At 42.3% G+C, this 14430-nt stretch carries 20 protein-coding genes; 6 read left to right on the forward strand and 14 right to left on the reverse strand.

Annotated features, from left to right (window positions below):
• Positions 1-212 precede the first annotated feature (212 nt).
• The 3 genes from QUA54_RS21370 to QUA54_RS21380 form a co-directional block, all read right to left on the reverse strand.
• Positions 213-488: a hypothetical protein gene (locus QUA54_RS21370; protein ID WP_333416201.1), complete on the reverse strand. Its 276-nt coding sequence runs from the start codon at positions 486-488 to the stop codon at positions 213-215.
• Between the two features lie 20 nt (positions 489-508).
• A complete protein-coding gene (locus QUA54_RS21375) occupies positions 509-862 on the reverse strand; it encodes a hypothetical protein (RefSeq protein ID WP_333416202.1) in 354 nt (117 codons plus the stop codon).
• Positions 863-1078: 216 nt separating this feature from the next.
• Positions 1079-1378, reverse strand: a complete 300-nt coding sequence (locus tag QUA54_RS21380) for a hypothetical protein (protein ID WP_333416203.1) — start codon at positions 1376-1378, stop codon at positions 1079-1081.
• A 123-nt stretch (positions 1379-1501) separates the two neighbouring features.
• On the opposite strand from QUA54_RS21380, the gene QUA54_RS21385 reads away from it, so the two are divergent.
• From QUA54_RS21385 to QUA54_RS21400, 4 genes are all read left to right on the forward strand, one after another.
• Positions 1502-2252 (forward strand): IS1 family transposase gene (locus QUA54_RS21385; protein WP_333416204.1). Its coding sequence is split into 2 segments (ribosomal slippage): positions 1502-2074 and positions 2076-2252, totalling 750 coding nucleotides; the frame shifts between segments, so codons are not numbered across the junction.
• Positions 2253-2396: 144 nt separating this feature from the next.
• A complete protein-coding gene (gene acs, locus QUA54_RS21390; RefSeq protein WP_333416205.1) occupies positions 2397-4367 on the forward strand; it encodes an acetate--CoA ligase in 1971 nt (656 codons plus the stop codon).
• A gap of 75 nt (positions 4368-4442) precedes the next feature.
• A complete protein-coding gene (locus QUA54_RS21395; protein WP_333416206.1) occupies positions 4443-5045 on the forward strand; it encodes an ACP phosphodiesterase in 603 nt (200 codons plus the stop codon).
• Positions 5046-5141: 96 nt separating this feature from the next.
• Positions 5142-6029: a thermonuclease family protein gene (locus tag QUA54_RS21400; RefSeq protein ID WP_333416207.1), complete on the forward strand. Its 888-nt coding sequence runs from the start codon at positions 5142-5144 to the stop codon at positions 6027-6029.
• Positions 6030-6064: 35 nt separating this feature from the next.
• On the opposite strand, the gene QUA54_RS21405 is transcribed toward QUA54_RS21400, so the two are convergent.
• The 6 genes from QUA54_RS21405 to QUA54_RS21430 all read right to left on the reverse strand — a co-directional run bounded on the left by QUA54_RS21405 (position 6065) and on the right by QUA54_RS21430 (position 9955).
• The gene (locus tag QUA54_RS21405; RefSeq protein WP_333416250.1) at positions 6065-6313 is read right to left on the reverse strand and encodes an ATP-binding protein; all 249 of its coding nucleotides are present in this window, start codon (positions 6311-6313) and stop codon (positions 6065-6067) included.
• Entirely contained in the window at positions 6303-6569 is a 267-nt protein-coding gene (locus tag QUA54_RS21410; protein ID WP_333416208.1) for a hypothetical protein, read from the reverse strand. Before QUA54_RS21410 ends, QUA54_RS21405 begins: the two co-directional genes overlap by 11 nt.
• Before the next feature lie 112 nt (positions 6570-6681).
• Complete coding sequence (locus QUA54_RS21415) at positions 6682-7011, reverse strand: hypothetical protein (protein ID WP_333188757.1); 330 nt, start codon at positions 7009-7011, stop codon at positions 6682-6684.
• A gap of 394 nt (positions 7012-7405) precedes the next feature.
• A complete protein-coding gene (locus QUA54_RS21420; protein ID WP_333416209.1) occupies positions 7406-9325 on the reverse strand; it encodes an iron uptake porin in 1920 nt (639 codons plus the stop codon).
• 78 nt (positions 9326-9403) lie between these two features.
• On the reverse strand, positions 9404-9619 hold the full coding sequence (locus tag QUA54_RS21425) for an ATP-binding protein (protein WP_333303497.1): 216 nt from the start codon (positions 9617-9619) through the stop codon (positions 9404-9406).
• 171 nt (positions 9620-9790) lie between these two features.
• Positions 9791-9955 carry a hypothetical protein gene (locus QUA54_RS21430; protein WP_333416210.1) on the reverse strand — a complete coding sequence of 55 codons (165 nt, stop codon included), beginning with the start codon at positions 9953-9955 and terminating at the stop codon, positions 9791-9793.
• Positions 9956-10143: 188 nt separating this feature from the next.
• Here QUA54_RS21430 and QUA54_RS21435 point away from each other — a divergent pair, with 188 nt between their 5' ends.
• Entirely contained in the window at positions 10144-10914 is a 771-nt protein-coding gene (locus QUA54_RS21435) for a class II glutamine amidotransferase (RefSeq protein WP_333416211.1), read from the forward strand.
• A 25-nt stretch (positions 10915-10939) separates the two neighbouring features.
• On the opposite strand, the gene QUA54_RS21440 is transcribed toward QUA54_RS21435, so the two are convergent.
• Both QUA54_RS21440 and QUA54_RS21445 read right to left on the reverse strand, forming a co-directional pair.
• Entirely contained in the window at positions 10940-11281 is a 342-nt protein-coding gene (locus QUA54_RS21440; RefSeq protein WP_333416212.1) for a XisI protein, read from the reverse strand.
• Entirely contained in the window at positions 11269-11685 is a 417-nt protein-coding gene (locus tag QUA54_RS21445) for a XisH family protein (RefSeq protein ID WP_333416213.1), read from the reverse strand. Before QUA54_RS21445 ends, QUA54_RS21440 begins: the two co-directional genes overlap by 13 nt.
• Positions 11686-11917: 232 nt before the next feature.
• Here QUA54_RS21445 and QUA54_RS21450 point away from each other — a divergent pair, with 232 nt between their 5' ends.
• On the forward strand, positions 11918-12919 hold the full coding sequence (locus QUA54_RS21450) for a hypothetical protein (RefSeq protein ID WP_333416214.1): 1002 nt from the start codon (positions 11918-11920) through the stop codon (positions 12917-12919).
• Positions 12920-13133: 214 nt separating this feature from the next.
• On the opposite strand, the gene QUA54_RS21455 is transcribed toward QUA54_RS21450, so the two are convergent.
• From QUA54_RS21455 to QUA54_RS21465, 3 genes are all read right to left on the reverse strand, one after another.
• Positions 13134-13499, reverse strand: a complete 366-nt coding sequence (locus QUA54_RS21455) for a hypothetical protein (protein ID WP_333416215.1) — start codon at positions 13497-13499, stop codon at positions 13134-13136.
• A 174-nt stretch (positions 13500-13673) separates the two neighbouring features.
• Positions 13674-14078, reverse strand: a complete 405-nt coding sequence (locus QUA54_RS21460; RefSeq protein ID WP_333416216.1) for a transcriptional regulator — start codon at positions 14076-14078, stop codon at positions 13674-13676.
• On the reverse strand, positions 14062-14361 hold the full coding sequence (locus tag QUA54_RS21465) for a type II toxin-antitoxin system HigB family toxin (protein WP_333193388.1): 300 nt from the start codon (positions 14359-14361) through the stop codon (positions 14062-14064). Before QUA54_RS21465 ends, QUA54_RS21460 begins: the two co-directional genes overlap by 17 nt.
• Positions 14362-14430: the final 69 nt, after the last annotated feature.

Below are 14430 nucleotides of genomic sequence, written 5' to 3' on the forward strand. Positions count from 1 at the left end.
CAGGTATTAGCTCATCGATGTGCTTACTTAAACGGCTTAATTGGTAAATCACAAAAAGCTGCTTAAGTATTTTTACTCATCACAAAAGTGACACGCTCCCCATCCGATGCTCTTGATGAAGCCATCACTATGGCTGTTAATCTTATTACTGATGAAAATGCTCTCAATTGGTTTAATCATTGTGGTTTGTTTTTTGAGCCTATGAGAGAGAGCTACTTGTTGTGGCGGGGTTGTTCGCAAATTGCTGTAGGTCTACCTCGGCCTCCATAAGCAGGCGGTGGCCCCGACAAACATAAATTCGACCGCAGGCGCATCAGTTTATCGACCGGCAATTCTGCGGTTTGATTGACAAACGGCGCACAGCCGTATTCGCTGTCCCACAACGATAGCGCTCTTGACGGCAAGTGAGAACTGACACTCGATAATTGTTGAACAGCCTGAGAAATTGGACTGTCCCAACTGGTAATTCTCTCGTGCAACAGTGGCAAGGCCCAACTTCAAGAGTGCTTCAGGTATCCACGCCAATGTACTGTAACCGTATCCTACAGTCACGCCCGCGACCTCCCGGTTGTGATGGGGAATGTTCGTAGGTACGTTCTTTGAGTGTTTTGGCGAACGGTCTCGACTTTCCTCGTATGGTCGGGTCGCCCGCGAGGACAATTCGTTCCGAGCGCGGGAGTTGTTGGATGTAAAGTTTCATTAATTGTTGTCGATCGGGTCGAGTGTCTTGTAATGCTTCGTAAACGCTTGGCCATTGACGGCGAAACACGCAAGATAATGATAAGTCGGCTAAACTTTGAGCTGTTCTCGTCAACAAGAGTGCATCCATTAACTCAAAGGTAGCATCTTGCGCAATACACATAGATTGTTGTAGATGGCTTGACGAAACTCTTGCAACCATCGTCACAACATTATTCATAGCGGTCGATCGGGTTGGTGAGACTTCCCTATCTTCCGCCATCCGGGTCAACTCAAGCAGAGTTGACCCGGTATTTTTTTGCCTGTTGTTGGTTCTCTCATCCCTTCGATTGTGCTGTGGCGAGATCACTTTTGCTTGAGGGCGATCGTACTCTTTAGTCTAAACTCCAGTCATTAGGCTATTTCTGTATCGTATCAATTGGTCGATACTGTCTTTGCCGCCTCCTTTCTTTAATTCTACAAGGGCTAATTGACCTAAATTTGTTACACCTAAAATATCCGAGCGGTTTCCCTTATCGATCGAGAGCTGTCTTTTGATAGGTTCTAAGTTTAGCAATGGTTTTAGATGCAACCAAGTAAATTTTTCTAGCAAAGCTTCGGATTTGAATAAAAACTTTTCTTTAAAATATCTTAGCATAATTATTTTTTTTTTGTTGTTGTTTGTATTAATAGCAGTCAATCCTCCTCTAATTTGCAGCGCTTGTCAATATGTGTCCATAAAAAAACAAGGCGTTGCTGAATTAGGATATGATGAAGTGGTCGTGCGAGTACCAAAAAATAACACTCATAAAAATACACTCTTATGCAATCCCCTGAATGTCAGTCAACTAATTTTAATAAAAATGGTCATAATAAAGGCAAACAAAATTATATTTGTGTGAGATGTAAGAGACAATTTATAGCTGAGGAGCGAGTTCAAAAAGGCTACTCGGAAGAAGTGAAACGTGAATGCCTAAAAATGTATGTTAATGGCATGGGTTTTCGAGCAATTGAAAGAGTCAAGAATGTGCATCATACTACAATTATTAATTGGGTAAAACAAGCAGGGAAACTCTTGCCAGATTTTTATGAGCCACAAATAAATCCACAAGTGGGAGAATTAGATGAATTACAAACATTTGTCGGTTCAAAAAAAAACAAGACCTGGATCTGGACAGCAGTAGACCACTTTAAGCCAGGTATTTTAGGATGGACTTTAGGCGACCATAGCGCAAAAAATTTTGAACCACTATGGAATCTTATTAGTCAATGGAAATGCTATTTTTATGTGACAGATGGCTGGAAAGTTTACCCTAACTTTATTGCAGCTGAAGATCAAATTTTTAGCAAAACCTATATGACAAGAGTTGAGGGTGAAAATACAAGACTAAGACACCCGGATAGCTCGCTTAAAAAGAAAAACTCTTTGTTATTCTAAATGTGAACAAATGCTAGGGGATTCAATTAAATTACTAATTCATTATCTAAAATTTGGAGATGTGCCAATTCCCCATCAAAATCCCAGAAATCATTTTCGTATCCCCTCTCGTATTTTTGCCCGTATCATACCCTAATTCAGCAACGCCAAAAACAATATTAAAACTTAACTACCCGGTCATTTACACAATTACCAAAATTCTTAACGAAACTAAAGATATTTTTGCGCTCAATTTCGTACAAAATAGTTTAAACAAGTAGATGCAATTACAGAAAAAGCAATGTCACAAGATACCATCGAATCAATTCTGCAAGAAAAACGGCTATTTCAGCCGCCTGCTGAATTCTCCCAAAAAGCTCACATCAAAAGCCTAGAAGAATACCAAGCCCTCTACGACAAAGCCAAAGCTGACCCCCAAGCATTCTGGGCAGAACTTGCCGCCCAAGAATTGCACTGGTTCCAAAACTGGGATACCGTGCTCGAATGGCAACCGCCTTTTGCCAAATGGTTTGTCAACGGCAAAATTAACATTTCTTACAATTGTCTCGATCGCCACTTAACCACTTGGCGCAAAAATAAAGCCGCCCTGATTTGGGAAGGCGAACCCGGAGACTCGCGCACCCTCACCTACGCGCAACTCCACCGCGAAGTCTGCCAAATGGCGAACGTCATCAAACAATTGGGAGTCCAAAAGGGCGATCCCGTTGGCATTTATATGCCGATGATTCCCGAAGCTGCGATCGCCATGCTAGCCTGCGCCAGAATCGGTGCAGTACACAGCGTTGTTTTTGGCGGTTTTAGTGCAGAAGCATTGCGCGATCGGCTAAACGACGGCGAAGCAAAACTCGTGATCACCGCTGACGGTGGCTTCCGCAAAGATGCTGCCGTCGGCCTCAAAGAACAAGTAGACAAAGCCCTCGCCAACAACGTCACACCAAGCGTTACCAACGTTATCGTCGTCCAGCGTACCAAACAGCAAGTCCACATGGAACCCGGGCGCGATCTTTGGTGGCACGACTTGCAAAAAGACGCCTCCGCCGACTGCCCCGCCGAACCGATGGACAGCGAAGATATGCTGTTCGTACTCTACACTTCGGGCAGTACCGGCAAACCAAAAGGAGTCGTCCACACCACAGGTGGCTACAACCTTTACACCCACATGACAACCAAGTGGATCTTCGACCTCCAAGATACCGATGTCTACTGGTGCACCGCAGACGTAGGCTGGATTACAGGCCACAGTTACATAATCTACGGCCCGCTTTCCAACGGCGCTACCACAATCATGTACGAAGGTGCGCCCCGCGCGTCCAACCCAGGCTGTTTTTGGGATGTGATCGAAAAATACGGCGTCACCGTTTTCTACACCGCACCCACTGCGATCAGAACATTCATGAAAATGGGCGAAGACTTGCCGAATGCGCGCAATTTGTCCTCTTTACGATTGTTAGGAACCGTCGGCGAACCGATCAATCCTGAAGCTTGGATGTGGTATCAGCGCGTAATTGGCAACTCGAATTGTCCGATCGTCGATACTTGGTGGCAAACAGAAACCGGGGGAATTATGATTACCGCTTTGCCCGGTGCAATTCCTACAAAACCCGGTTCTGCAACCCTACCGTTCCCCGGAATTGTGGCCGATGTTGTTGACCAAGATGGCGAACCAGTAACTAACGAAAGCGGCGGTTATTTAGTGGTGAAACATCCTTGGCCGGGAATGATGCGGACGCTTTACAACGATGCCGATCGTTTTCGCCGCACTTATTGGGAATATTTGCACCCGAAAGATGGGGAATTTGTGTACTTTGCAGGAGACGGCGCGCACAAGGACAAAGACGGTTATTTCTGGGTAATGGGCCGCGTTGACGATGTAATTAATGTGGCCGGACACCGACTCGGCACGATGGAAGTTGAGTCAGCTTTGGTATCGCATCCAGCGGTGGCGGAAGCTGCGGTTGTTGGCAAACCCGACGAGATTAAAGGTGAGGAAATTGTGGCTTTTGTCACGCTGGACAACTGGCAGCAACCTAGCGAAGAATTGGCCAAGGAATTGAAGCAGCACGTTGTTAAGGAAATTGGGGCGATCGCCCGTCCCGGCGAAATTCGATTTACTGATGCTTTGCCGAAAACGCGAAGCGGCAAAATCATGCGCCGATTGCTGCGTTCTTTAGCTGCGGGAGAAGAGGTTTCTGGGGATACTTCGACCTTGGAAGACCGGACGGTTTTGGATAAGTTGCGGGGAGGTTCGTAGGGATTTCTTTAAGGGCAGGTTCTTAATAGCAGTAGGGTGCACGACCGGGCGCACCTTACTCTTTCTCCTTATGCTATGTTAGATATTTTTACTGTAGAAATGAATTATTTGGCTCATCTATTCTTATCAGAAGGCACGCCAGAATCCCTGATTGGCAACCTCTTAGGAGATTTTGTTAAAGGAACGGCCGTCAACCTTTATCCCGAGGAAATTAGAAAGGGCATCGATTTGCACCGCAAAGTAGATAGCTACACTGACTCTCACGCAATAGTGCGATCGAGTAAAAGCCTTGTTTGCGCCGATAGACGCAGGTTTGCTGGAGTTTTGATTGACGTGTTTTACGACCACTTCTTGGCTAAAAATTGGCTGGAATATTCAGAAATTCCGCTTCCCGATTTTTCTCGCCATGTCTATAAAGTCCTGCAAGACAATCGCGATATATTGCCTGAATCTCTCCAGCGCCTGCTGCCAACAATAATTGCCCGCGACTTGCTTTCATCTTATAAGGAAATTGCCGAAATCGGCATCACTCTTACAAGAATGTCTGCCAGAATCAAGCGGACAAATAACTTGGCAAGCGGCATAGAAGATTTGACAGCTAACTATCAGCGCTTAGAATCTGATTTTCGGGATTTTTTCCCCGACTTGATAAAATACGCCACAGTTGACAAATATTAATACAAACAACAAAAATTACAGTTGCTATTGATAGCGAACTCGTGTATAATTCAACCGATACCTGCATGAAATCTCAAGTGCAACAGGGTTGAAAATATGGCAACCAGAATTCCGAACCTGCAAGTAACTAAAGTAGTTGATGGCGACAGCATCAAAATTTCTCTCAACGGCCAAACCGAGTCTCTGCGACTGATTGGCGTCGATACAGAAGAAAGTCATTCGGGAGGCTCCAAACCTATAACTGCAGCGGGCAAAGCAGCTTCGGAAATGGCTAAAAAATACTTCGCGACAGCAGATGGTGGACTTGCTAAAATTGACATAGAATTTGATACAGCCGATTCGGTTGAAGTGGCTCTACAAAAACACCGCGACAACTACGGGCGTCTCCTCTGTTACGTGCATAAAGATGGAGAAAATTACAATCTCAAACTGATTGCAGAAGGCTGGAGCCCCTACTTTGTCAAATACGGGCGGTCCAGATTGTATCACCGACAAATGACTGAGGCAGAATCGGCGGCAAAAGCTTACAATCTGATGATTTGGAATCCGATTACCAATGCCAAAATTCCCTCTCGCAACTATGGTTATTTACTGCCTTGGTGGTCGATGCGAAGCTCGATTGTTGAAGAGTTTCGGTTGGCCGAAGCAAACGCAGGAGCGCTTTCTGTGAGGTTGCACTACCCGAAAATCTTAGCGGCTTCTGAGACAGCTAAATCTATTACTATTTTCTGCGATTTGCAGGCGGGAATTAATAAATGGATCGACGGTAATGCTCTGATTTATGCAGGTTCGGTTTATCATAAATTACATTTGTGGATACCGGATGCTGAAACTGATGAAATGGCTCCGTTGAAGCGGCTGATCGAGAAGCGCTATGCTGGTCTGGGACGGGGATATGTGTATGTCAGCGGGAAGGTAGAACAATACAAAGGGAAGCCTCAAATAGTTTTGAAGAATATCAAACAACTTTCAGATTTTCCCTGATAATATTTAAACTAGACTTAATTTCATCAATTTTTTTAACTGCATCTAACTTTCTTAGAAAATACGATCGCAAATTCTGCCCCTTCTCCTAATTTAGACGTGCAAATCAGAGATCTTTGATGTTGATCTCGCACCATCCGATCGGCTATAGACAATCCTAAGCCTGTTCCTTTGCCTACAGGTTTTGTGGTGAAAAAAGGATCGAATATCTTGGATAGTACATTTCCGGCTATACCGCGCCCATTATCTTGAATGCAGACGATCGCACAATTTTCAGCGGTAATCTCTGTGGAAACTCAAATAGTTGGCTGGTTGTTGGTGCGATGGATATGTAATTCTTCCGCTAACTTCGTTACTGAGTCGATTTGCCAAATCGTTAATAGCTTTTTGTCCGTTGGGGAATGATAAACATCCAGTTAAACCTAGGGCTGCGAAAATTTGTAGGACAAATGGAACGATCGGGATGGTTTGCAGGGATAATTTTGGAATTACTTTATTTGATAAAGGAAGTTGTCTGAAAATTGCGGTCTGTTTTAGCATTGGCTGTACCTGGCAAGTTTCGCGATCGCGCAAATAAATAGAGGATGATGCTAGGAAGCGATCGACCTCTATTCAGCCATGATATTCTATTTATCAAGAGATGCAGAAACATTTATTGCTGCATTGAAGGAGTATCAAAAAATCGACATCCTAAGGGATTTGTGCGTACAGATTTATTTTGAGGAGTTGTTATAGGAGGACGAGAGTTAGGAAGTGTGCTATTCAATTCTGAAACGGTAAACGATTTAGAAATATTAGGATTTTTCCCGATATCGCTCGCAGAAGTTTTAGCAACATCTGCTGACTCGGTACTTGTGATATTTTGTGTTTCAGTTACATTTATCTGCGATTTGACAGTCGTTTGTGCCTGACACGGATAGGCAGTCATAGCATAAATTACAGCAAAGCCCAGGAACCTAAAATAGCCCGTTGATTTAATCATATCGATCTAAACCTAAACCTAAAGAACTGTTATTACTGCGTCTTAATAATAGATTAAATGAGCAAAACTTATATTTCAAGCGTGTTTATGCGTATTTTTTTTAACTTAAAAATTACGTACTTGTATGTAAGAAAGAAAGATATAAACGGGTAAATTACTACCAAATGTAAAGTTTCAGTAAAAGTAGCGGGTTTTTACTGATAAAAAATCTTAGGACATCCCGCTGGGGTTTTAATCACTGTCTGGTGACCGAAAAGCACCTTTCTCGCTTAACAGGCAGGGTTTCGGTTGCACAAAATTAAATTTTATTGGGGGCAGTTCCTCCGGGGCGGGTTCACCAAAATTGTTTGCAATTCGCGATCGATCTAGTAAAACCCCCCACAGCATTACACTCTTAAAAAGAAAATGAAGTTCTCAATACACCAACTGAGATCGGGTCGCTATCGGGAGTGTGACCGGGTTGAAAAATCAAGATCAATCCAGGGGTGACGCTGATATTATCATTCACCTGCCAGCGGTAGAATACCTCTACATGAGTAGTCGTTCCGGGTTGCCCGCCCGATCGCCCTAAACCCGTATCTAAAAAATCAGGAACGTTATTGCCTGTAGGTAAATTGCTGCTGACAATTTTAGGCGGTTGCCCGATATAAATTCCTCCTAAACTTCCTGATTTAAACAAATCGGGAAAATTTACAAAAACCATATAATTTGTAGTTGCCACTGTACCAGATTTACCCGGAATGCGAGAATTAGTATAACCAGCCCAACCTCCCACAGAAACTCGCGATGAAAGGCGCCAATTTAAACTGGCTCCCACTGCATTTGTTTGCAGAGATGCTGACTTATTTGTGCTAGGATTGATAGCAGTTAACTGGCCATCGCCAGCCAAATTAATTAAATTACCGTTAGGCGAATAATCGTTAACATAATACACAGTAAGATCGACAGGATCGGCTGGTGTCAGAGTTAGTTGTACACCCAATGTATTGTGTCCTTCAGACCCGTTAGAACTAACAAAGAATCCGGGAATGTTAGTAGAATAAACTGCTTGCAAACTGGCTCGATTCGCAAATTGCCAGTCAATGCCGATGCCACCTAAACCCAAACCAGTGTTCAAAATAGGGTTTCTTTGAGCGAAGGCAGAAAGGGGGCCGGAAGCTGCACTTTCGACCCGATTCGGCCCTCGAAAACCGGTAACCATGTTAACTCCTGCTGTCCCTGCAAACACTGCCAATTTGTCGCCGACCAGAAAGCGGTAGTTGAGGTCGCTGACCGTTAATCCAGAAGTTTCGCCTAAATTATAAGCAAGATTTACGTCTTCGGTTAATTGTGGTGAAGTGCCTCCGTTCTGGTTGTAAAAACCGATTAATAAGTTACTGCGAGGACTAAATTGAGTTGTTAAGTAGAATTGATTTAGGTTGATAATGTTGACATTTGTACCGGGGTCTTTGGTATCTCTTTTGCCGTCTCTGGGAGCGCGGTCTGCACGGTTAGGCGTGCGCCCTTGTATCCCAAAAATGGTGAATCCCGACAGCTTAGTTGTTGTTGAAAATTGATTGGCTTCTAGTTCGGTAGCTCGCGCTTCTAAAAGGTCAGTCCGACCTCGCAGTGTGGCAATTTCTGCTGCAAATTCTTCTTGCAATTTTTGCACTTTTATCAAGTCATTTCGGTTGACTTGGTTTTGGGTTTGTTTGGCGATCGACTCGCGTATTTTATCTAAACAAGCATTGACTCCGGCTGCAAATTCATAGCGGGTGAGGGCGCGGTTTCCGCGATAGGTTCCGTCGGGGTATCCAGCTATGCAGCCGTATCTTTCTACTAAGGATTGCAGTGCTTGAAATGCCCAGTCTGTGGGCTGTACGTCGCTAAGTTGGGAAACTGATGTAACTTGTTCTATTGAGTTTTCAGTAGGGTAAATTAATGGGGGATTTGCTAATTTATTTTCTTCAACTAACGGAGGTATTTCTGCGGGCTGCGTTTCGCTGGCTTCGGATATGTGAGTTTCTATCTCACTCGCCATAGGTACGGGCGGCTTCGATGTGGGGTTTATCGCTGAAGTTACATCTACATTGTGAGAATTTTCGACTGATTGTCGATCTGGATTACGATCGAAATTATCCGGTAGATTATTTGTCGGTGCGGGTAATTGATACCATTCATTAACTGGATCTTCGGAATTTGCACTATTTGCTGTTGTTTCAGGATCTGTCGTTTCTGCTAATGCTGGAACGCTCAATAATCCCTGCAATCCGAATCCTACTATTAAGCTGCTAAGGATTTTCCAAATTTGTCGAGCGCACTTTTGATTTTTCATTTTATTATACTTTGTTAAGATTTGTCCAAAAAAGTGAGAAAAAAGGCGATTTACTACGGGATAGCTACCCTTCACGCACTATTCTAGATGAAGGGCGATCGTAAATTCCGTTCCTCCTCCCAAAACCGACGAACAAGTCAAACTGCCGCCCTCGGTTTCTTCCACTATGTGACGGCTGATTGACAATCCGGTTCCCGTTCCTTTCCCAACTGATTTGGTAGTGAATGAAGAGTCAACAATCTGCGATATTATTTCCTCAGACATTCCTGTGCCATTGTCTTTGATTTTAATCAAAATATCTCGCTCTCGCTCACAGAATTAAGTAGTAATAGTAATGATGTTGGGTGCGGATGTAATCGCTGCAAAAATACACCGTTGCTTAGCTTGTGATAAAGCATCGATCGCCTTTTCCATTACCATTCATCAACACCTGATTCAGTTATCATAGCATTTAAGCAAACTAATCTAGCCATAATTTTTGATAAGTTGAATAGCCGGACGGTTATTATTGATATTCAAACGGTGCTGCAAAATCATCAAAGTGCTATCAATTCCTTCCCGGATATCGGCTAACATTTGATACTCGCTGTTTGCACGGGAAAAAGTGCGGAGCGAGTTATCGGTTAACATAGTTCGCAGGGAAACACGATTTTTTTAGCGATCGCCAACTTCTTAACTTCAGTATCATTACGGTTGACCAAGCAAAAATATTAAGAGTCTTTAACTTATTTAACCCGTTAATACTATAATATTATCACCGCAAATCTGTAGCTGCCAATAGCTGCGCGATCGATCCACACTCCCGAGACTTAAAAGCTATGTGCCAATTACTGGGAATGAACTGCAATGTTCCGACAGATATTTGCTTTTCTTTTGAGGGTTTTTCTGCAAGAGGTGGCAGAACAGACGTTCATCAAGACGGTTGGGGAATTGCTTTCTTTGAAGGTTTGGGATGCCGCCTTTTTATAGACTCTAAACCTGCGATTGCTTCTCCGGTTGCTGAAGTAGTGCGTCGCTATCCCATTCATTCAACTAACGTCATTGCTCACATCCGCAAAGCTACCCAAGGCGAAATTGCTCTGGAAAACTGCCACCCTTTTATTCGGGAACTTTGGGGGCGCTATTGGGTGTTCGCTCACAATGGAAATCTCGAAAATTTTAATCCCGAATGTGCCGGAGTTTACAAACCTGTTGGCAAAACTGACAGCGAAAAAGCTTTCTGTTTGATATTAGAAAAGCTGCGAAAAAGTTTCCCTCTAAATAAGCCTAGTGTGACGGATATTTACCCGGTACTGAACGAAATCACTAAAACTTTGGCAGAGTACGGAATTTTTAATTATTTACTTTCTGATGGAGAACACTTGTTTGCACATTGTTCTACTAATCTGCATTATATTGTGCGACAAGCACCTTTTGCTAGCGCGCACTCGATCGATGAAGATGTGACAGTCGATTTCCGGGAACTGACAAAGGAGGACGATCGCGTGGCTGTTATTGCCACTTTGCCGCTGACTGATGACGAAGTGTGGACGCAAATTCAACCGGGAGAATTGCTGGTATTTCAGGATGGTGGCTCGGTCAATTTTTAACCGCTGGAGTTAAGTTAAATGACCGCTACGAAGCGGCTGCAAAATCTGTGTATTGCCGCATTCCCGGCTCGTGAAATGCCAACACAATATCTTCTTTGGGAACCCCTGCACGCACCAAATCCGTTGCAATCCCATCTTCTGTCCAGTCTTCCTCGATCCAGAATTTGCGATCGCGAATCCGAACGTAAACAGTGATACCGGTAATGCGATCACCCTTTTCCCAGCCAAGATTCATCCAGATGTAATGACCGTTTTGTTCGTCGGTAATCAAGAATGTCTCGATGTCTGGTTGAGGATGGCGGCACAATTCTACATACTCGGTCAAAATACGTTTGATTAATTGGGGATACTCGATTAGTTTATCCATTGCACAATTTCCTCTACTTCTGTATTTACGATAATTAGCGGAAGTTGATGTCTGTTTACAATTAATTGAATTACATCTTGAGTGAAGAAACTTTTATATGCGATCGCACTAACTGCGACGTAAAGTTTGCGTTCGGGCGCTGTTTCTTCTAAAAGGTAACGATAAATGTCATACTGACCGAGAGCTTCTTTTAAATCTTGGATTTTTGAGGCACCGATAAAGCTTTTCACTTCAACTACAAGTTTCTGTCCCGGCCGTTCAGCAGCAATGGGTTGTTCCGCACCGAGATCGGCGTACAGCGTTGTTCTGCGATACTGAATTACATACGGATCGTCAGTAATCGTCCAGCCGTCTTTGATCAGTGCATTTTTGACGGCGTTGTGGATCGTGTCTAGCTTTGGCATAGGTTAATTATAGACGAAAGGCAGTATGCTGTAGGTTTGGTCGGGGAAGTTTAGATCGAGCTACCTTTTTTCAGATGGCTATTCGCCCAGATAGGCGATCTTGTTGATGTTCATAGAAATGATATCTCATCTTTCAGCTATTTTTTTAGTTGATATTGACAGCAAATAAAAGACGTGGTATCTTTTAAGTTAAATATTGTATTTTTTTATTGAAATCTATGGGTTGTCGCTTATGAATAATAAGTTTTTTAAGTTCTTAATCATTTTTTCGGTAACTGCTGTTACTTTGTGTCTCAGTTATCAACTTTTACTTCTTCCCTCTAAGGCACAGCTAATTAGTCAGGCAAGTAGTTCAATAAAGCCGTCTCCTTCTGCTTCAAAGGAATTACTAAATGGAGTAATTCTTGCAGTGGTTTCTGGCATCATTGGTTTTCTTGCAAATTTTGTCATTGAACGAGTAAAAAAGAAAGGTGAACCTAGAAAACAAATATCATATAGCAAAGTAATTAAAAGTGGAATTGTAGGAGAAATTGAAAAAGATATTGAGGATAAGATAGGGATTCTGTACAACGGAATACCAGCAAAAAATATGTTTTATGCTCTCTTTGATATTGAGAATACAGGAAACAAACAAGTTAAGAATCAAGAGATAAGGTTTGAGTTTACAGATGATAGCGAAATTCTTGATGTATTCCATTCTCCTCAAAAAATTGAACCTGAAATGGAGCTTAAGGAGTTACCTGAGTCTAACCTTGGCAAGCATCAGAAAAGATTTAGAATCGGTGTTATCAAGCCCAAAGAAAAACTTGGTTTTAGATTCATTGTCCAAGGCTCTAAAAAAGAATCTCTAGATTTCAAACATCACCCTAAAAATGATGAGGATGTACATTTTCTAAAGATCGAAGACAAGAAAGTTGCCGATGATATTGAGCAGGTAAGATCTTTTTTAATGAACTGTTTCATTGCTTTTGTCTTGTTGCCTTTGATGAAAGAAATTTTTCTATTATCTTTTTTACGTGAATTATTTTCTGTACTACTCTCTTTAGGCAGTTTGGTAGTTTTTGGGCTTTTAATTCTTCCAAATCTTGAAAGCTTTATAAAATCTGTTGTCAATCTAATGTCAAAGAAACAATCCGATCTACAAAGTGAAAAGATAGGAATGGTAGTTATGGGAGGTTCGGTGAATGTAGACAGTTTTTCAGTGAACTCATCCACCAATACAAACGAAATCTAGAACGGTTGTCGCAGCATAAAAACCAGCTTGCAACCACCGTATCAATGTTATTGATTGAGTTCAAGAGAGAGGTAATCTCCGTCTAGTTAGCTCAATTTTTAGACGACCAAGCTAGTCGGTGAACAATTTGGTAAATCGATCGATAATTAAGAATAGTTTAGCCTCTAGTTAAAAACAGGTTGGAGTCTGTTCAATAATCTTAATTTTTGCTACTTCAAAAACGTTGTAGATATTTGTACTGCTCGTTTTCTATTTGCTTTCGCAACTGTTGCAGCAGAAATAATCTGTGGGTAACTTCTTGATATTCTTCCTTAGATAGAGAACTACTTAATTGCTCCAACATTGCATCACTTTCCTCAACAATTGCATTGCGAAAGAAGTCGCTAAGCTGGCGGCGATTGATTCCTGCTAATTCGATCACAGGAACTTTTACAGTTTCTCCATCAACTTTCATCTCCTTTAGTTCAGATTTCCCAATTATAGCAAACTCGGAGCGAGCTAGCCATTCGTAAAAATCGTTTGAAACCTCAATCGCTTCGGCTTCTTCTCGATCCTGCGAGTAAAATGCAATATCTAACATTAGTCCTCCTCAGATTCACAACTCATAAATTCGCGATCGGGAATATTTTCTGCATAGGCAATGTCATTTTCATCAAACAGTTTCTTTGCTTTGTCTGTAATTTCTCCTGGAGTCAGATTGCTATCCTACAGTCTAGTAAAAACTTTATATCGATTGTGGAGCGGTTGCGATCGCCTAATTAAACAGAAACAACCCTGGATCGACGTGGAAAAACCTTCCCAAAGCCTCAGCTTGTTCCTTGGTGATTTCTAGCCGATCGTTAATTACCTCAACTACAGCCTCGCGCGAACCCATAATTTCTAATAAATCGGTTGCGTCTAGACTCCGAGCCTCCATCAAATGCAGCAGCCTTGACTGTGGTGTTGAGGCATTAATTTGATAGTGCTTGTCTTCAAAATCCTCAATCAGTTTTACCAGCAGTTGTAGCAGCGCTTCTTCTTCGGACTTCAAATTTTTAGTAGAGATTAATTCTTCTACTATCTCAAGAAAAAACTCGTTTTCTTCTTCGGTTTTGATAATCCGAGGCTGATACTTAGAGAGCAATTTGCTGTAAATATCTCTATCAAAAGTAATCGTCATTTTTCCAGTTTTCCTTATCATACTCGGCGTGAGTTAAAACGTATTTTATATAAATGATTTGCTGTTCATAATTAATACTCAGGATTAAGCGATATTTATTTCCTTTAATATTAAAAACTGTAAAATTTCCAACTGCCTCAGCTTTGGGATAAACAGCTTGAACTTCCACGAGGTTAGCCCAAACGGCTTTACTAGCAATTTTATACCAGTCATCGAGGGCTTCGCACGAATCAGCGTGACTTTGACAGTATTCTCTTAATTTTTTCCGACTGATAACGTGCATTTAGCGATCGTTCTGATGTTTTCTAGATATCTCAACAAAGAACACGAGAGAAATAGAGGCACAGCCTCT

It is taken from the genome of Microcoleus sp. MOSTC5 (assembly GCF_036701825.1).
Classification (GTDB): domain Bacteria; phylum Cyanobacteriota; class Cyanobacteriia; order Cyanobacteriales; family Microcoleaceae; genus Microcoleus; species Microcoleus asticus.